This window comes from Methylobacterium sp. Leaf361, assembly GCF_001424445.1.
In the GTDB taxonomy this organism is placed as follows: Bacteria; Pseudomonadota; Alphaproteobacteria; order Rhizobiales; family Beijerinckiaceae; genus Methylobacterium.
Genome location: NZ_LMPY01000067.1, coordinates 227,799 through 245,241 on the forward strand (window position 1 = coordinate 227,799; position 17,443 = coordinate 245,241).

The 17,443-nt window shown below is 70.5% G+C and carries 13 protein-coding genes; 4 read left to right on the top strand and 9 right to left on the bottom strand.

Features of this window, described 5'->3' with window-relative positions; genetic code table 11:
- Window positions 1-31: 31 nt before the first annotated feature.
- Window positions 32-3,370, bottom strand: coding sequence for a PAS domain S-box protein (locus ASG32_RS29375; protein ID WP_056533333.1), 3,339 nt, complete (start codon window positions 3,368-3,370; stop codon window positions 32-34).
- 218 nt (window positions 3,371-3,588) lie between these two features.
- Between ASG32_RS29375 and ASG32_RS29380 the strand changes: the two genes are divergently transcribed.
- From ASG32_RS29380 to glpT, 3 genes are all read left to right on the top strand, one after another.
- The gene (locus ASG32_RS29380; RefSeq protein WP_020093146.1) at window positions 3,589-4,350 is read left to right on the top strand and encodes a DeoR/GlpR family DNA-binding transcription regulator; all 762 of its coding nucleotides are present in this window, start codon (window positions 3,589-3,591) and stop codon (window positions 4,348-4,350) included.
- 97 nt (window positions 4,351-4,447) lie between these two features.
- Window positions 4,448-5,953 carry a glycerol-3-phosphate dehydrogenase gene (gene glpD / locus ASG32_RS29385; protein ID WP_056533337.1) on the top strand — a complete coding sequence of 502 codons (1,506 nt, stop codon included), beginning with the start codon at window positions 4,448-4,450 and terminating at the stop codon, window positions 5,951-5,953.
- 256 nt (window positions 5,954-6,209) lie between these two features.
- Entirely contained in the window at window positions 6,210-7,550 is a 1,341-nt protein-coding gene (gene glpT, locus ASG32_RS29390) for a glycerol-3-phosphate transporter (protein ID WP_056533339.1), read from the top strand.
- A 134-nt stretch (window positions 7,551-7,684) separates the two neighbouring features.
- Here glpT and ASG32_RS29395 read toward each other — a convergent pair whose 3' ends face one another.
- The 8 genes from ASG32_RS29395 to ASG32_RS29430 form a co-directional block, all read right to left on the bottom strand.
- The gene (locus ASG32_RS29395) at window positions 7,685-8,968 is read right to left on the bottom strand and encodes a TRAP transporter large permease subunit (protein ID WP_056533341.1); all 1,284 of its coding nucleotides are present in this window, start codon (window positions 8,966-8,968) and stop codon (window positions 7,685-7,687) included.
- Entirely contained in the window at window positions 8,965-9,552 is a 588-nt protein-coding gene (locus tag ASG32_RS29400; RefSeq protein WP_020093150.1) for a TRAP transporter small permease, read from the bottom strand. Before ASG32_RS29400 ends, ASG32_RS29395 begins: the two co-directional genes overlap by 4 nt.
- A 28-nt stretch (window positions 9,553-9,580) precedes the next feature.
- Window positions 9,581-10,582, bottom strand: coding sequence for a TRAP transporter substrate-binding protein (locus ASG32_RS29405; RefSeq protein ID WP_056533343.1), 1,002 nt, complete (start codon window positions 10,580-10,582; stop codon window positions 9,581-9,583).
- A 169-nt stretch (window positions 10,583-10,751) separates the two neighbouring features.
- Window positions 10,752-11,555 carry an enoyl-CoA hydratase-related protein gene (locus tag ASG32_RS29410; protein ID WP_056533345.1) on the bottom strand — a complete coding sequence of 268 codons (804 nt, stop codon included), beginning with the start codon at window positions 11,553-11,555 and terminating at the stop codon, window positions 10,752-10,754.
- Complete coding sequence (locus tag ASG32_RS29415; protein ID WP_056533347.1) at window positions 11,552-12,808, bottom strand: CoA transferase; 1,257 nt, start codon at window positions 12,806-12,808, stop codon at window positions 11,552-11,554. Before ASG32_RS29415 ends, ASG32_RS29410 begins: the two co-directional genes overlap by 4 nt.
- A gap of 14 nt (window positions 12,809-12,822) precedes the next feature.
- A complete protein-coding gene (locus ASG32_RS29420; RefSeq protein WP_244492288.1) occupies window positions 12,823-13,938 on the bottom strand; it encodes an acyl-CoA dehydrogenase family protein in 1,116 nt (371 codons plus the stop codon).
- Window positions 13,939-13,943: 5 nt separating this feature from the next.
- Window positions 13,944-15,095 carry an acyl-CoA dehydrogenase family protein gene (locus ASG32_RS29425; protein ID WP_056533351.1) on the bottom strand — a complete coding sequence of 384 codons (1,152 nt, stop codon included), beginning with the start codon at window positions 15,093-15,095 and terminating at the stop codon, window positions 13,944-13,946.
- 50 nt (window positions 15,096-15,145) lie between these two features.
- Window positions 15,146-16,156, bottom strand: a complete 1,011-nt coding sequence (locus ASG32_RS29430) for an ABC transporter substrate-binding protein (protein ID WP_056533353.1) — start codon at window positions 16,154-16,156, stop codon at window positions 15,146-15,148.
- A gap of 407 nt (window positions 16,157-16,563) precedes the next feature.
- Here ASG32_RS29430 and ASG32_RS29435 point away from each other — a divergent pair, with 407 nt between their 5' ends.
- On the top strand, window positions 16,564-17,316 hold the full coding sequence (locus ASG32_RS29435) for a helix-turn-helix domain-containing protein (RefSeq protein ID WP_244492290.1): 753 nt from the start codon (window positions 16,564-16,566) through the stop codon (window positions 17,314-17,316).
- The last annotated feature ends 127 nt before the right edge of the window (window positions 17,317-17,443 follow it).

Sequence of the window (17,443 nt, forward strand, 5' to 3'; positions counted from 1 at the left end):
CCGGGGGGAGGCGCGTGCGCGCCGCAGCAGCTCACGGCGTCGCCGTCGCGCCCTGCTTCCGCGCGGTGACTTGCCGGAGCAGGCGTCCGAGCTGCTCGGCCGAGTAGGGTTTGTGCAGGACCGAGAATCCGTGCGCGCCGTCCTGCGCGAGGACGTGGCTGTAGCCTGAGGCCAGGAGCACCGGAAGCCGCGGCATCCGGCGCCTGAGTTCCTGCGCGAGGGCCAACCCCCCCATTCCCGGCATCACTACGTCCGAGAACACGACGTCGAACTCCGTTCCCTCGGGTCCGAGCCGGTCCAAGGCTTCCTCGGCATTCGCCGCCCAGGTGGTCTCGTAACCGAGATCTTCCAGAATCTGCGTGGCGAAGGTGCCGACCTCGACGTTGTCCTCCACCACCAGAACGCGCTGGCCGGAACCGATGGGGGAGGCCGGCTCCGCGGGGGCGACGGCGGCGTACGGCGCGGACTCGGCCGCGACTTCGGGCAGGTAGAGCGTGAAGGTCGTCCCCGCGCCGAGCACGCTCTCGACCGCGACATCGCCGCCGGACTGCTTCGCGAAGCCGAATACCTGGCTCAGGCCCAGGCCCGTCCCCTTGCCGACCTCCTTGGTGGTGAAGAACGGCTCGAAGATCCGGTCCAGCACGTTCGGGGCGATGCCGGAGCCGGTATCGGTGAGCGCGATCGCCGCGAACGGCCGCGCACTCGCCGCGTGCCCGCGGATCGCCGGCAGAGGGCAGGTGCAGGTCAATCGCAGCGTGAGGGTGCCCTCGCCGTCCATCGCGTCGCGCGCGTTGACGGCGATGTTCACCAGCGCCGTCTCGAACTGGCTCAGGTCGGCGCGCACGGCGCAGGAGACTTCCGGGATCGCGGTGACGACCCGGATCCGCGCGCCCGTCACCGTGTCGAGCAGCTCGGCCACGGCCCGCAACCGGTCGCCGAGGTCGAAGACCTGCGGGTCCAGGGTCTGGCGGCGGGCGAAGGCGAGAAGCTGGCCGGTCAGCTTGGCGGCGCGATCGACCGTGTCGGACACCGCGTCGAGGTAGCGGGCCTTGCGCGCCTCGGGCAGCTCGGGCCGGCGCAGGAAGTCGACGGACGAGCGGATGATGGTCAGAAGGTTGTTGAAGTCGTGCGCCACGCCGCCGGTGAGCTGGCCCACGGCCTCCATCTTCTGCGACTGGCGCAGCGCCTCCTCGGTCTTGAGCAGCTCTCCGGTGCGCTCGGCGACACGGCTCTCCAGGGTCTCGTTCAGCTCGCGCAGGCCGTCTTCCGCCAGCTTGCGGTCGTGGATGTCGGTCGATGTCCCGAACCAGGCGGTGATGGTCCCCCCGGGATCGCGCAGCGGTTCGGCCCGGGCCATGTACCAGCGATACGCGCCGTCGTGCCGCCGATAGCGCACCTCGATCTCGTAGGTGACACCCCGCTCGCGCGCGTCCGCCCAGACCGCCGCCGTCCGCGCGCGATCGTCCGGATGCACCGCCTCGATCCAGCCATCGGGCAGCGACGCCTGCGTGTCGAGGCCGGTATACGCGCACCAGCGGTCGTTCAGGTAATGCAGCCGGCCGTCCGGCGAGGCGAACCAGACGAAGGCCGGCACGACGTCGGTCAGCGTGCGCAGCCGCGCCTCGGCCTCGCGGCGCTCGTCGATGTCGATGACCGAGCCGAAATAGCCGAGGAACGCGCCGTCGGAGGCGAACCGCGGCGACGCGGCGTCGAGCGCCCAGCGGTACCGGCCGTCCCCGTCCCGGAGGCGGTATTCGAGGCGGAACGACGCTCGGTCGGCATTCGCCGCCAGGAACACCTGCTCGGAGTGGGCGCGGTCGTCGGGATGGATCGCGTCCAGCCAGCCGAGGCCGAGCGCATCGGCCTCCGCCTGCCCGGTGAACTCGTACCAGCGCCGGTTGAGGTAGATGCACGCCCCGGTCTCGTCGGTGATCCAGGTCATCACCGGCGCGTCGTCCGCCATGGCGCGGAAGCGGGCCTCGCTCTCCCTGAGCCGCGCGTCGGCCTCGTGGCGGAACGTGACGTCGCTGGCCATCCCGAACCACTCGGTGACGGTCCCGTGCCGATCGATCAGCGGCACCGCGCGCGACAGCGTCCAGCCGACGCCGCCGTCGGCGCGCCGGACCCGGTGCTCGAGTTCGAACAGGCCCTTGCGGCTGACCGCGTCGTTGACGGCGGCCATGACCTCGGGCCTGTCGGCCGGATCGACGTAGCGGTCGAGCCAGCGCACGCTCGGCTCCGCCATGTCGGACAGGAAGCCGCGGCCGTGGAGCTGGCGCATCTCCTGCCAGTCCGGGCTCATGCGGTAGACCACGTCGGAGGTCGCGTGGACCAGGGCGCGGAGCCGCGCCTCGCTGAGCCGCAGGCTCGCCTCCGCGCCGACACGCTCGATATGCGCCCAGCAGCGCTCGGTCGCTTCGCGGATGAGCGCGAGCTCGGCGCGCGACCAGCGGTGAGGCCGCGCGTGGTGGACGGCCATCAGGGCGGCGAGCCGTCCGTCCTTCACCAGCGGCATGCAAATGGTGGCCGCGATCCCGATCGCCCGGAAGGCCTCGGCCTCATGCGGGGCGAGCTCGGCGGCGTTGTCGTTGATGATGAGCGGCCGGCCGGCATTGAGTTCCTGGACGGCCAGGGCGCCGAAATCGGCGAGGCTGTAATGCCCGAGGATCGAGGGCGCCGTCGGCACATGCCAGTTGCCGCGGATGGTGAAGCCGTCGCCGTCCGGATCCATGTCGGCGTAGGCGCAATTCGACAGGTTCAGATGTGTGCCGACGCAGCGCGTGGTGATCTCCAGGATCGTGCCGGCGTCGCGGGCGTTCGCGGTTGCCTGGCCCAGCTGGTCGAGGAAGCCGAGGCGGCTCTCGTTCTCGGCGATCCGACGCTCGCTGAGGACGCGCTCGGTGATGTCGCGCACCGTGGCGAGCGTGCCGATCGGCGTCCCGTCGTCGTCCAGGATGGGCGTGTAGTCGAGGTCCATCCAGACCGTCTCCGGACGCCCGTGTCGCCAGAGCTCCAGTTCCTGGGCGCGGAAGCTGAGCGGGCGACCGGCCAGGCCGCTGGCGATCACGTGCGCGTTGAAGGTGCGGGCTTCCGGCCAGAGTTCCAGGAGACGCCCGCCGAGGGCCTCCGGATGGCGCGGGCCGCAGACCTCCGCGTAGCCCCGGTTGTAGACCAAGATCCCGTCGCTTCCACAGATCGCCACCGTCGGGACCGGCGAGAGCAGCAGGGTCTGGACGATGGTCCGGACAGGCGCGGGCCAGGAGGCGATGGCCCCGAGCGGCGTCGCCGCCCAGTCATGACCGCGGATCAGGTCGCCGAGAACCCCGCCTCCGACCGGAGACCAGTTCTGCGGGACGGCCCCGCGCGTCATCGATGCGAATACCGAAACCGTTCCATCGCGGCCCTTGTCGACGCGCGGGCGCGCATCGTCAACATCCGCCGGGCCGGGCCGCGGGGTCCGGACGTTTCCTCCCAGAGGTGAATCCGCTAGGCGTGAAGGCCGGTTCAGAGCGCGCCTTCGCTTTTCGGCATCGTTCGCGCGTTCGCACCGAAACCGGTTTCGTTTTCGCCGCGCGGAGGTCTGAAGGCATGCTCTCGGAGCGTCAGAACGCGATCATGGACGTCGCCCGGACCGAGGGGCGCGTCTCGGTCGATGCCCTGTCCGGCCGGTTCGCGGTCAGCGTGCAGACCATCCGGAAGGACCTGAATGACCTCTGCGACGCTCGCCTCCTCTCGCGCATCCACGGCGGGGCGGTGCTCGGCGCGGGCGCCGAGAACCTCGACTACGAGGCACGCAACGCGATCGCGGCGCCCGAGAAGGCGGCGATCGCACGCGCGGCCGCCGACCTGATCCCGGACCGCTCCTCGCTGTTCATCAATATCGGCACCACCACCGAGGCCGTCGCCCGGGCGCTGCTGAGCCATTCCGGCCTCATGGTGATCACCAACAACCTCAACGTCGCGCTCGCCCTGCGGCCCAGCCCGGAGATCGAGTGCATCGTGGCGGGTGGCCTGATCCGCCGCTCGGACGGCGGGATCGTGGGGGAGGCGGCGGTGGATTTCATCCGCCAGTTCAAGGTCGATTTCGCGGTGATCGGGGCCTCGGCGATCGACGAGGACGGGGCCCTCCTCGACTTCGATTATCGCGAGGTTCGGGTCGCGCAGGCGATCATCGCCAACGCCCGCCACGTCGTGCTGGTCGCCGATTCCACCAAGTTCGAGCGCAGCGCGCCGGTCCGGCTCGCCCAGCTCAGCCAAGTCGGCACCTTCGTGACCGATCGCTGCCCCAGCGACACGCTGCGCGACCTGTGCCGCGCGTCCGGAGTGCGGCTCGTCGAAACCGGTCGCTGAGCGTATCGGTTTCGATTGACTTTCCTTTGGTTTCGTATTCAATTCTTCTGCTTTCGCAGCCGCGCGTCCGACGCCGCGGCACGAGAGGGGGAGGATCATGCGGACGTTCGACGTTGCCGTCATCGGCGGGGGGATCAACGGCTGTGGCATCGCGCGGGACGCGGCCGGCCGGGGATACTCGGTGTCGCTGACCGAGCAGAACGATCTCGGCAGCGGCACCTCGTCATGGTCGACCAAGCTGATCCACGGCGGTCTGCGCTACCTGGAGCACTACGAATTCCGCCTCGTGCGCGAGGCACTGGCCGAGCGCGAGGTGCTCTGGGGAATCGCGCCCCACATCGTGCGCCCGCTGCGCTTCGTCCTGCCGCTGCACGCGGGCCTGCGCCCCGCCTGGCTATTGAGGATCGGCCTGTTCCTCTACGACCATCTCGGCGGCCGCAAGCGCCTGCCCGGCACGCGCCCCGTGGACCTCTCCGGCCCCATCGGCGCCCCGCTCAAATCCGAGTTCCGGCGCGGCTTCGAGTACTCGGACGCGCGCGTCGACGACACGCGCCTGGTGGTGCTCAACGCGCGCGACGCCGAGGCGCGGGGCGCCGAGATCGCGGTGGGGACCCGCGTCGTCTCGGTCCGGCGCGAGGGCGATCTCTGGCGCATCGTCCGGCGCGAGCTTCGGACCGGCCGCGAGGAGGAGATCGCCGCGCGCTTCCTCGTCAACGCGGCCGGCCCCTGGGTCGACCGGGTGATCCAGGGCCCGCTCGGCCGGAGCGAGGCCAAGCACGTGCGCCTCGTGCAGGGCTCGCACATCGTGATGCGCAAGCTCTACGACCACGACCGGGCCTTCATCTTCCAGAACGCGGACGGGCGCATCATCTTCGCGATCCCCTACGCGAACGACACGACGCTCGTCGGCACGACGGACCGTGACTTCTCCGGCGATCCCGCCGACGCGGCGATCACCGAGGAGGAGATCGCCTATCTCCTGAGCGCCGCCAGCGAGTACTTCGCGACGCCGCTTCGTCGGGACGACATCGTCTGGACCTTCTCGGGGGTGCGCCCCCTCTACGACGATCACGCCTCCGCGGCGCAGGAGGCGACGCGCGACTACGTGCTGAAGACGGACGGCGCGGCCGGCGAGGCGGCGGTGCTGAATATCTTCGGCGGCAAGATCACCACCTACCGCAAGCTGGCCGAGGATGCCCTGAAGGAGATCGGTCAGCGCCTCGGGGCGCGCGGCCGCTCGTGGACCGGAGGCGCCGCGCTGCCGGGCGGCGACTTCGCGGTGGACGGGGTGGCCGAGCTCGAGGCGCGCCTCGCCCGCACCGCGCCCCGGCTCGGCGCCGCCACGGTCCAGCGCATGGTGGCCGCCTACGGGACGGATGCGCTGCGCATCGCCTCGAATCTGGGACCCGATCTGGGACACGGCCTCCACGAGGGCGAGCTGCGCTGGATGATGGACCGGGAATGGGCCCGCACCGCCGAGGACGTTCTCTGGCGCCGGTCGAAGCTCGGTCTCGCCTTCTCGCCCGACGAGGTCGCGGCGCTCCGAGCGCGGATCGCGTCCATGACCGGCCGCACCGACGGCGCGATGGCCGCCGCCGTCTGAGACCGGCAAGGACGCAGCGAGACCGAGAGACGGCGACCCGGCCGAGCCGGAGAGGCGCCGCATCACAGGAGGAAACGATGCCGCGACCGGACCATGCCGTCCACCATCGCCACAGGTCGAGACCGGACGCGCGGATCGCGCGTCGGCGCGCCGATACGGCGCGACGCTGAGCGCTGCACCTCAGCACCCCGTCCAATCCGAGATGCGCCCGGGATGAGCCCGGGTTCATCCGCGGTCTCAAGCACCAAGGCGCGCCATGATCGGCTTTCTCGCTCCCGCGGCCCACAGGCCACCCATTCAGACGGATCGCGTCGATCCGACCTACCGCAAGCTGCGCTGGCAGATCTTCGCGGGCATCTTTCTCGGCTATGCGGGCTATTACCTGCTGCGCAAGAACTTCTCGCTGGCGATGCCCTACCTCGTCGAGCAGGGCTACAGCCGCGGTGAGCTCGGCACCGCGCTCTCCGCCGTCGCGATCGCGTACGGCCTGTCCAAGTTCCTGATGGGCATGGTCTCGGACCGCTCCAACCCGCGCTACTTCCTGCCGATCGGCCTCGTGCTCTCGTCGCTGGTGATGTTCCTGTTTGGCTTCGTGCCCTGGGCGACCTCCAGCGTCGGCATCATGTTCGTGCTGCTGTTCCTCAATGGCTGGTTCCAGGGCATGGGTTGGCCGCCGAGCGGCCGCACGATGGTGCACTGGTGGTCCCAGAAGGAGCGCGGCGGCGTCGTCTCGGTCTGGAACGTGGCGCACAATGTCGGCGGTGGCCTAATCGGCCCGCTCTTCCTGCTCGGCTTGGCCTGGTTCAACGACTGGCACGCGGCGTTCTACGTGCCCGCCGCCGTGGCGCTCGGCGTCGCGGTCTTCGCCTTCATCACCATGCGCGATACGCCGCAATCCTGCGGGCTGCCCTCCGTGGAAGCCTGGAAGGACGATTATCCGGACGGCTACGACGCGAACCACGAGCGCGAGTTCTCCACGCGCGAGATCTTCGTCGAGCACGTGCTGAAGAACCGGATGCTCTGGTACATCGCCTTCGCCAACGTCTTCGTCTATCTGCTCCGCTACGGCGTGCTGGACTGGGCGCCGACCTACCTGAAGGAGGCCAAGCACTTCTCGGTCGATAAGACCTCCTGGGCCTACTTCCTCTACGAGTGGGCCGGCATTCCCGGTACCCTTCTCTGCGGCTGGCTGTCCGACAAGCTGTTCCGCGGCAACCGGGGCGCGACGGGCGTGGTGTTCATGTTCGGCGTCATGGCGGCGACGCTGGTCTACTGGCTCAATCCCGAGGGCAATCCGGGCGTCGACCTCGCGGCCCTGATCTGCATCGGCTTCCTGATCTACGGGCCGGTGATGCTGATCGGCCTTCAGGCCCTCGAGCTCGTGCCGAAGAAGGCGGCCGGGACGGCGGCGGGCTTCACGGGCCTGTTCGGGTATCTCGGCGGCTCCGTCGCGGCGAGCGCGCTGGTCGGCTACACGACCGACCATTACGGCTGGAACGGCTGCTTCATTCTCCTGCTGGCGGCCTGCGTCCTCGCCATCGTCTGCCTGTCGCTGACCCTGCGGCACAGCAGCACCGCGGTCGCGCAGCCTGCCTGAGCGGCGGTTTCCGGGCACGGCAGGGATGCTCAGGCTTCCTGCCGGCCCGTGCCGGTGCGATCGGGACGGGCGCCCGGAGCGGCCGTCCCGGCGCCGAGCGTGACGATCGGATCCTTCCGCCGGTCGTCAGGCCGTCACATCGCCCCGAGCGCCCGCGGGAGCCACAGGGACAGGGCGGGCCAGTAGGTCACCAGGACCAGGAAGGCCAGCATCGTCAGGAGCCAGGGCAGCACCGCGACGGTCAGCTCGGAGATGCCCATATGGGCGATCCCGCTCGCCACGTAGAGATTGAGCCCGACCGGCGGGTGGCACAGGCCGACCTCCATGTTGACCGCCATGATGATCCCGAAATGGATCGGGTCGATCCCGAGCTTGACCGCGATCGGGAACAGGATCGGCGCCATGATCAGCAGGATCGAGGACGGCTCCATCACGTTGCCGGCGATCAGCAGGATGATGTTGACGACGAGCAGGAAGACCAGCGGGCTGAAATTCATGGCGATCAGCCACGCCGCCATCGTCTGCGGGATGTTCTCCGACGTCATCAGGAACGAGAACAGCACCGCGTTGGTGATGATGTAGAGCAGCATCGCGCTCATGTTGGCGGACGCGAGAAGCACGCGGGGCACGTCCGACAGCTTCAGGTCCCGGTAGACGAACACCGCGATGACGAAGGCGTAGACGGCCGCCGTCGCGGCCGCCTCGGTCGGGGTGAAGATGCCGGCGTAGATGCCGCCGATCACCATCACCACGAGGAACAGGCCCCAGGCGCTCTCGCGGAAGGCGCGCAGGCGCTCGGCCCAGGACGCCTTCGGCATGCGCGGATAGCCGCGGCGCTTGGCGATGACGAAGGTGACGCTCGCCAGCATGGCCGACAGGACGATGCCGGGCATCACACCGGCGAGGAACAGGTTGCCGATCGAGGAATTCGTCGACACCCCGTAGAGCACGAGGATGATCGAGGGCGGCACGAGGATGCCGAGCGCCCCCGATGTGGTGATCACCCCGGCGCCGAAGCGCCGAGGGTAGCCCTCCGCCACCATGGCGGGCAGGATGATCGAGCCGATCGCCACCACGGTCGCCACGCTCGACCCCGACACGGCGGCGAACAGCGCGCAGGCGACCACGCCCGCGAGCCCGAGGCCGCCCGGCCAGTGCCCGACGAGGGAGGTCGTGAAGGCGATCATCCGCCGCGCCACGCCGCCATGGGCCAGGAAGTTGCCGGCGAGGATGAAGAACGGGATCGCCATGATCGAGAAGTTCTCGATCCCGGTGAACAGCTTGAGCGCGACGCTCTCGATCGGCACCTGCGTCAGGGTGAACAGGAAGGTCAGCACCGTCAGGCCGAGCGCGATCGAGATCGGCATGCCGGTGAGCATCAGGGCGATGAGAAGCCCGAAGATGATCAGGCCGCTCATGCGGGGCCTCCCTCGCGGCCGAGCTGGATCGGGTCGACGCCCTCGACGGTCGGGACGCCGTCGACATGGGCGTGGTCGCGGGCGGGCAGGTGCCCGGTCTTCCAGTAGCTCCACGCGACCTGCAGGAAGCGGAAGCACATCAGGTAGGAGCCGAGCGGGATCGCGAGGTAGACGATCCAGACCGGGATCTCCATGTCGGGCGTCGTCTGGTCGGTGTGGCCGATGCGCCAGACGAAGTTCGTGCCGAGCGTGCCGACGATCCCGGTGAACAGCGCGCCCGCCGCGAGGCTGACCAGGACCATCACCCGGCGCGCGCCCGGCGGCAGGCGGTTGACCAGCACGTCGACGCCGACATGGATGCCGGTGCGCACGCCGTAGGCCGCGCCGAACTTCGCGACCCAAATGAACATGTAGATGCACAGTTCCTGCGACCAGCCGAAATCGATCCGGTCGGTGTAGTCCTGCAGCGCCGGTATGCCGGAGAGGAACCGGTGCACCACCGTGGCGAAGGTGATGACGGTCGCGGCCGCCATCAGCGTTCCGATCAGCACCTCTTCGAGCCGATCAAGAAGTTTCAGCAACATGGTCGGTCCGGGCGCTGCTGCGGCGGGGTCAGTTGTTCGGCGCCGCCTCGGCTTCCTTGTTCAGCGCCGCGACCAGATCCTTGCCGACGCGGGAGGCCATCTCGCGCTGGACCGGCGCCAGGACCTTGCGCCACGCGGCGTTCTCGGCATCGGTCGGAGTGTAGACCTCGGTCTTGCCGGTGGCGCGGATGTCGGCGAGCGCCTTCTCATTCTGCTTGTCGGCGATCTCGTGCTCGTAGGTGGTCGCATCCTTGATGGCGCCCTCGAGCGTCGCGCGGATGTCGGCCGGCAGCCCGTCCCAGAAGCCCTTGTTCACGATGACCGCGTAGCCGATGTAGCCGTGATAGGTCAGCGTGGCGTGCTTCTGCACCTCGTTGAGCTTCTGGGTCGTCACGTTCGACGGCGGGTTCTCCTGGCCGTCGACCACGCCGGTCTGCAGCGCCTGGTAGAGTTCGGAGAAGGCGAGCACCTGCGGCAGCGCCCCGAGCTGCTTGAACTGCGCCTCCAGAACCTTCGAGGACTGGATTCGGAACTTCAGGCCCTTCACGTCCTCGGGGGCGTGCATCGGCTTGTTGGCGGTGAGGATCTTGAAGCCGTTGTCCCAGTAGCCGAGGCCCTTGATCCCCTTGGTCTCGAGCTTCTTGAACAGGCCCTGGCCGATCGGTCCGTCCTGGACGCGCCGCAGCACCTGCTCGTTGGGGAAGATGTAGGGCAGGTCGAAGGCCTCGAACTCCTTCACGCCGAGGGGCCCGAACTTGCTCGTGGACGGCGCCAGCATCTGCACGGCGCCGAGCTGGAGCATCTCCACCTCCTCCTTGTCCTTGTAGAGCGTGCTGTTGGGGTAGATCTCGACCTTGACCGCGCCCTTGGTGCGCTCCTCGGCGAGCTGCTTGAACCGCTCGGCGCCCTGGCCCTTGGGCGTGTCGGTGGTGGTGACGTGGCTGAACTTGATGACGATGGGGCTCTGCGCCGCGGCCGGCGCGATGAAGGCGAGCGCACACACGAGCGCACCGAGTATCCGAGCCGTCATCGCGTCCTCCCAGACCTGAGCCCGCGTCGTTGCGCGGATTGAATTTTGGATAGACTTGCAGGTGAGCGCGGTGGCGACAAGCGCGAAAGTGCGACGCCGGGGGGAAGATGTCGCCCGCACAAACGTTTCAGTCTTGATGCGGGCGGCAATGGGACCGGGCCCCGACGCGTCAGGTCCTGTCGCGCCCCCCGATGAAAGCCTGCACGGCCTCCCGATGCTCGGGCGTCGCGGTGACGACGGCGTAGTGCGAGGAGATCAGGTCTAGGTTGGTGCGCAGGTCGTTGCGCATGCCTTGGTAGACCGCGCGCTTGATCAGGCTCAGCGTCAGCGGCGGCGCCTTGGCGATTTTCCGCGCCAGCGCTGCCACGGCCGGCATCAGGTCCGCATCGGCGTGGACGCCATTGACGAGGCCGATCCGCAGGGCCTCGTCGGCATCGACGAAATCGCCGGTGAAGAACAGCTCCAGCGCCTTCGCGGTCCCGACAAGGCGGGGCAGGAAATGGGCGCCGCCCGCGCCGGGGACGAGGCCGACCCGCACGTAGGTCTCGGCGAAGCGGGCGCTCCTGGCGGCGAAGCGCAGGTCGCACATCAGGGCGAGGTCGAGGCCGGCGCCGGTGGCCACGCCGTTCAGGGCGGCGATCACCGGCTTGTCGAGATCCTCCAGCGTCAGCGGGATGCGCTGGATCCGCCCGTAAAGCTCCTCCTTGCGTCGTGCCGGCGGCTGGTCGAGGCGCTCGCCCATCTCGACGATGTCGCCGCCGCTGCAGAAGGCCGAGCCCGCGCCGGTCACCACCACGACGCGGATCGCCGCGTCGGTGCGGCAGCGCTGCAGGGCCTCCGTCCAGGCCTCGATCATCGGGAAGGTGAAGGCGTTCTTCCGCTCGGGCCGGTTCAGCGTGATGGTCGCCACCCCGTCGGCGACGGAGAACAGCAGGTCCTCGCCGGCGTCCTGTGTCTCGGCTTCAGCACTCATCTGGCGGCCTCCAGTGGCGCAGCATCGGAACTGTCCGGCGCGTCGATCAGGGCGGCGATCTCCGCCGGGTCGAGCCCGGCCTCGGCCAGGACCTCGGCGGTGTGCTCGCCGTGCCGGGGGGCGTGGCGGCGGATCGCGAAGCGGCTGCCGCTGAACGAGACCGGCCGGCGCATGGTGCGGTAGCGCCCCTCGCTCGGATGCTCGGCGCTGCCGAAGAAGCCCACCGCCTTCAGGTGCGCGTCCTCCGGCAGGTCCTCCAGGCCGAGGACCGGCATGCACGGGATGCTCACCGAATCGCAAAATGCCACCCACTCGGCGGTGGTCCGGCGCGGCGCCTCCTCCTCGACCAGCGCGTAGAGGATCTCGATGTTCTCGACCCGCACGGCGAGCGGCGCGAAGCGCGGGTCGTCCACGAACTCGAGCCGGCCGGTGTGGATGAAGAAGTCGCGCCAGTTCCGGTCCGAGTAGGGCAGGATGCAGGCGTGGCCGTCCCGGGTCCGGTAGGGCTTGCGCCGCGGGCTCAGGACCCGGTTGAAGCCCGGCGGACCGAGCGGCGGCTCGAAGGCGTAGCCGACCATGTGCTCGACGAAGTTGAACTCCACCATGGTCTCGAACATCGGCACCTCGACCGCCTGCCCGCCGCCGCCGGCCCGGCGCTCGAAGAGGGCGGCGAGGATCGCGCAGGCGATGGCCTGCCCGGCGATCTTGTCGCACAGCACCGTGGGCAGGTACCCGGGCTGGCCGGTGGCGGTTGTCTGCAGGGCCGCGAGGCCGGAGCCCGCCTGGATCAGGTCGTCGTAGGCCGCCTTGTGGGCGTAGGGGCCGTCGGCCCCGAACCCGTAGGCTCCGCAGTAGACGATGTCGGCCTTGAGCGCGCGCACCCGCTCGTAGCCGTAGCCCAGTCGCAGGATCGCGTGGGGCCGCATGGAGTGGACGAAGACGTCGGCCGTGGCGATCAGCCGGTCGAGGGCGGCCCGCGCCGCGGGTCGCTTCAGGTCGAGGCGGACGCTGCGCTTGTTGCGGTTGAGGTGCAGGAAGTTGCCGCCCATCCCGGCGCCGCGGGCAGGCCGGTAATGCCGGAAGGAATCGCCCTCCGGCGTCTCGATCTTGATCACGTCGGCGCCGAGATCGGCCAGCATATGGGTCGCTGAGGGCCCCATGATCACGCTGGTCAGGTCGACGACCCGCACGCCCGCGAGCGGGCCGGCCGTGTTCGTCTCGGTGGAGTGAGTTTCGGCGGAGTGATCCGGCACGCCTGTCTCCCCAGTCACCCGGCGCCGCCGCGCAGGCGGACCAGCATCGGCCAGAGGGCCGCGCCGCCGCCCGCGCAGACCGCGCGCCCGATCCGCTCCTGCCAGAGGGCGTCGGATCCGAACTCGTCGCGCCAGGACCACAGCCGCCGCGTCGCGCGGTGGAGCGGGTGCTCCTGGGTGAAGCCCATCGCCCCGTGGATCTGGTGGCCGATCGCCGCGACGTGGCCCGCCGCCTCGCCGCAGCGCGCCTTGGCGATGGCGGTGGCGAGGACGAAGCGCGGGTCGCCCCAGCAGGCGGCGGCAAGGTCGGCGGCTGCGGTTGCGGCCGCGACATGGCCCGCGGCCTCGGCCAGCATATGCTGGATCGCCTGGAACTTGGCGAGCGGCCGGCCGAATTGCTGCCGCTCCTGGGCGTGAGCGAGGGCCGAGCCGAGGCAGGTCTCCAGGGCGCCCACCATCTGCTGCGCCCGGACCCAGGCGCCGACGGCCTCGACGGACGGCACGCCCGCGCCGGTCGCCCAGCCCGGCGCGGCGCGGACATCCTCGGCCGGGACGGTGTGGCCGGTCAGATCGAGCGTGTCGCGCGGCTCGCCCGCGAGATTGTGGTGCGTGTCACGGATCGTCTCGGGGGCGGCGATCCGCACGAGGTGCGGGACGCCGGCCGCGTCGACGGCGTCGAGGAGCAGGGCCGCGACCGAACCGCCCCAGGGCACCTGCGCGACCCGTCCGTCCAGGACGAAGCCCTCCGCGTGCGGCGCGATCCGCACGGGGCCACCGCCCGGGGACAGCGACAGGGCGCCGTCGCCCGACTGTCCCCCCGCGGCGACCCAGAGCGCCGCGCCCGCGACGGTCTCCGGCAGGGGCAGGGGGAGGGCGGCCCGGCCGCAGCGCCGGATCAGCCGGGCGGCGGTGGCGGCGGCGAGGCCGATCCCGCCCTCCGCCTCGGGCACCAGCGCCAGCGGCAGGCCGCTCTCGGCGAGCGCCGCCCAGAGATCCGCGGGCCAGGCGGCCGCCGCCGAGGCCCCGTCGCAGGCCGCCAGCAGCGCCGGCGTGAGGTGCTGGGCGAGCAGCCGCTCGACCTGATCGAGGACGATCCCGTCGACCGCGTCGCCGGCCTCGGCGTGCTCCATCCGGCTCATCGCAGCCCCAGCCCCCGGGCGATGACGCCGCGCAGGACCTCGCGGGTGCCGCCGCGCAGCGTGAAGGACGGTGCCCGCAGGGTCACGCCGCCCAGAGCCTCGCGGAAGGCGTCGCCCTGTGCGGTGAGGCTCGGCTCGACCGGCACCAGCCGCCGAGCGATCTCCGGCACCGCGCGCTCGAAGCTGTTGCCGACATCCTTGACGAGCGCCGCCTCGACGCCCGGCACGACGCCCTGGTCGAGGAGGCGCGCAACCGAGGCCGACATCCCGAGGAGCGCGGTGAGCTGCGCCACCATTCGCCCGGTCTCGACCGCCTGGAACCGGTCCGGCTCCGGCCCGATCCGGTCGACGAGTTCGACGAGCAGCCGGTAATCCGACAGGAAGCGGTCGGGGCCCGAGCGCTCGAAGGCGAGCTCCTCGGTGACGAGACCCCAGCCCGCGCCCTCGGCGCCGACCCGCATCGCGTCGGGGACGCGGTAATCGGTGAAGAACACCTCGTTGAACTCGTGATGGCCCGATAGGTCGAGGATCGGCCGCACCGTCACCCCGGGGGCCGCCATGTCGACGATGAACTGGGTCAGCCCGCCGTGCCGGTCCGGCCCCGGCTCGCCGGTCCGGACCAGGGCCAGCAGGTAGTCGACCTGATGGGCGTTCGTCGTCCAGATCTTGGAGCCGTTGATCACCCAATCGTCGCCGTCGCGGACCGCGCGGGTCCGGACGGCGGCGAGGTCCGAGCCGGAATTGGGCTCGCTCATGCCAATGCCGAAGGCGCACTCGCCCCGGCAGATCCGCGGCAGGATCGCCCGCTTGGCCGCCTCGGTGCCGTGCCGCAGGATCTGCGGGCCCGACTGGCGGTCGGCGATCCAGTGCGCGCCGCAGGGGGCGCCGGCCGCCAGCATCTCCTCGGTGACGACGAAGCGGACGAGGCCGGAGCGGCCGTGGCCGCCATAGGCCTCCGGCATCGTCAGGCCGATGAGGCCCGCGGCCCCCGCCCGCCGGCTGAAGGCGGCGTCGAAGGTCGTCCACGAGGTCCGGTGCGGGACGAAATGCCCGGCCGCCCATTCCGCGTCGAGGAAGGCGCGGACGGACGCGCGGGCGGCCTCGGCCTCGGGCGGGAGCGGCTCGGCGCTGAAGCGGAAACTGTGCATCGGGGCTCCCTGAGCGGCGGGACGGGCTGGCGGCGCCGAATCCGCGGCGCTCAGCTGCCGTCGCGGCCCTCGAGGCCGGGGAAGAAGATCTCCTGCCAGTCGCCCGGCACCTTCCGCAGGAAGCCCTGCGTCGCCATCGCCTTGGCGAGGGCGACCATTCCCTTCGGGGCCACGTCGTAGACGATGGAACCGTCGGTCAGGATCGCCTCAACTTGCGCGCGGTCGATCTGAACCTGCTCCGAGGCGAGATAGATCGACGCCGCGCGCTTGGGGTCGCTGCGGATCAGCGCCACCGCATCCTCCATCCCGGCGCGGATCGCCTGCGCGACCTTCGGGTTCGCGTCGACGAACCCCTGCTTCGCGTTCAGGGTCGCGGCGGTGATGTCGCCGCTGCCGATCAGGCCGGTCGAGGTCATGACCGTCCGGATCTTCGGATCCGCCTGCAGCACCTGGGTGAAGGGCGGCGTCGCGAAGTAGCCGGCGATGCCCTGTCCGGCGCGCATCGCCGCGGTGGCGTCCGGATGGGGCAGGCTTACCATCAGCGCGTCGGCCTTGGCCGATCCGCCGAGCTGCTGGGCCGCCGCGACCCGCAGCAGGATCGCCTGAGGCGAGCTGAAGGCCGGGACCGCGATCTTGTCGCCGAAGGTGAAGTCCTTCAGTGCAGTCACGCCGGGCTTGCCGGTGAACAGCGTGTAGACGACCGAGCTCAGGGCAGTGAGGCTCTTGATCTGCTGGCTCCCGCGGGTCTTGTCCCAGGCGATCAGGGCACCGGCTGAGCCGAGGGTGCCGAGCTCGACGCTGTCGGAGAGCAGCGCGTCGTTCATCGCGGTCGAGCCGCTGAAACGCGTCAGCGTGACCGACAAGCCGTCGAGCCCCGCGGCCTTGGCGCGTTTGTCGAACAGCCCCTCGCTCTGCGCGATCATCACCGGCAGGTAGACGAGGCCGTATTGCAGGCCGATGCGGACAGAGGCCGTCTCGGCCCGCGCCGCCCCGCCGAGGGCCGGGAGCATCAGCGCGGCGGCGAGGAGGCGCGCGGCGACGGCCGCGTGGCGGAGCGACATCGGTATTCCTCCCGAGCAGGGCCGCGCTTGCCGCGCGGTCTCCCGGTGCCGGTCAGTCAGACGAGTCCGACACCGCGCACGAGTAGGGCAGAGCCTGCACCCGGCATCAACAGCCATCGCCCATATGCTGAGGAATATCACATATATGATGGGAGTCGCCGGGCATGCCGGATCTATAGTGCCGGCGAGCGGCGCGGCCTGTTGGGGCGGCGGAGGAGGGAACGTGCCTGCGATGCGCCGCGATCACCACGGATCCGCGCGTGGGCGACCAGGGCCGTTTCGAGCTGTGCGGCCTCCAGGACTGTCGTTTCGCGCGTCGCGTCATGGTTGAGCGCATCGGCGCTCGGGGGGGCGCGTCCACGGACCTGACGGTGGGGGCCGATCCCGCCGGTTCGGATGTGGCCCTGGTGAAGTCCGCCGGACGGGTGCTCCAGATCCTGGAGCTGTTCGACGAGATCCAGCGGGAAGCCAGGGTCTCCGAGATCGCCGAGCGGCTGAGCGTCCCGCAATCCTCGACTTCGGTGCTCCTGAAGAGCCTCGTCCGGCTCGGTTATCTCGACTACGACCCGGCGAGCCGCAGCTTCCTGCCGTCGCCCCGGGTGGCGCTCCTCGGCGCGTGGCTCGACAAGGGACCGGTGCGCGACGGCAGCCTCGTGCGCATGCTCGAGCACCTGTCGGAGCGTACGGGCGGGACGGTGATCCTCGCCGCGCGCAACGCGATCTTCTCGCAGTACGTCCACGTCCTGCAGGCGCGCACCGCCATGCGCTTCCACGTTCCGCCCGGGACGCGCCGCCTCGTCGTCTGGTCGGCGACCGGCACCGCGCTCCTCGCCGACAGCCCGGAGGCCGAGATCGGTCCGCTGGTCCGCCGCACGAACGCGGAGGCGCCGGCCGAGCAGCCGCCGATCGCGGTCGCGGCCGTCCTGGCCAACCTGGCGCGGCTGCGGCGGGACGGGCACTTCCTCTCCCGCGGGCTCGTCACGCCGGGCGCCGGCTCGATCGCGGTCCCGCTGCCCCGGCGCATCGACAGCAAGGGCCGCCCGCTGGCGGTCGCCGTGTCCGGCCTGCTCGACGAGTTCGAGCGTCGGGAAGCGGAGATCGCCGCGACGATCCACGACGCGGTGGCGCGGTTCCTGCCGGAGGATCCGTCGCGGCCCTGAGGCCGGTCGCCGTCGACCCCGCCGTCACCTCCGAACCCCGCGCACGGCTGCAGATCGAGGATTGCGGGGCTGATCGGCCCGGTAGCGCGCTAGTGAGGCTCGAGGCCCTGCAGCCTCGAAGACGACC

Excerpts from the sequence above, each read along its gene's own strand:
- ASG32_RS29380 (WP_020093146.1), top strand. The coding sequence starts at position 3,589 with ATGCTCTCGGAGCGTCAGAACGCGATCATGGACGTCGCCCGGACCGAG.
- ASG32_RS29425 (WP_056533351.1), bottom strand. The coding sequence starts at position 15,095 with ATGCACAGTTTCCGCTTCAGCGCCGAGCCGCTCCCGCCCGAGGCCGAG.
- ASG32_RS29395 (WP_056533341.1), bottom strand. The coding sequence starts at position 8,968 with ATGAGCGGCCTGATCATCTTCGGGCTTCTCATCGCCCTGATGCTCACC.
- ASG32_RS29375 (WP_056533333.1), bottom strand. The coding sequence starts at position 3,370 with ATGACGCGCGGGGCCGTCCCGCAGAACTGGTCTCCGGTCGGAGGCGGG.
- ASG32_RS29430 (WP_056533353.1), bottom strand. The coding sequence starts at position 16,156 with ATGTCGCTCCGCCACGCGGCCGTCGCCGCGCGCCTCCTCGCCGCCGCG.
- glpD (WP_056533337.1), top strand. The coding sequence starts at position 4,448 with ATGCGGACGTTCGACGTTGCCGTCATCGGCGGGGGGATCAACGGCTGT.
- ASG32_RS29405 (WP_056533343.1), bottom strand. The coding sequence starts at position 10,582 with ATGACGGCTCGGATACTCGGTGCGCTCGTGTGTGCGCTCGCCTTCATC.
- ASG32_RS29420 (WP_244492288.1), bottom strand. The coding sequence starts at position 13,938 with ATGGAGCACGCCGAGGCCGGCGACGCGGTCGACGGGATCGTCCTCGAT.
- ASG32_RS29400 (WP_020093150.1), bottom strand. The coding sequence starts at position 9,552 with ATGTTGCTGAAACTTCTTGATCGGCTCGAAGAGGTGCTGATCGGAACG.
- ASG32_RS29410 (WP_056533345.1), bottom strand. The coding sequence starts at position 11,555 with ATGAGTGCTGAAGCCGAGACACAGGACGCCGGCGAGGACCTGCTGTTC.
- glpT (WP_056533339.1), top strand. The coding sequence starts at position 6,210 with ATGATCGGCTTTCTCGCTCCCGCGGCCCACAGGCCACCCATTCAGACG.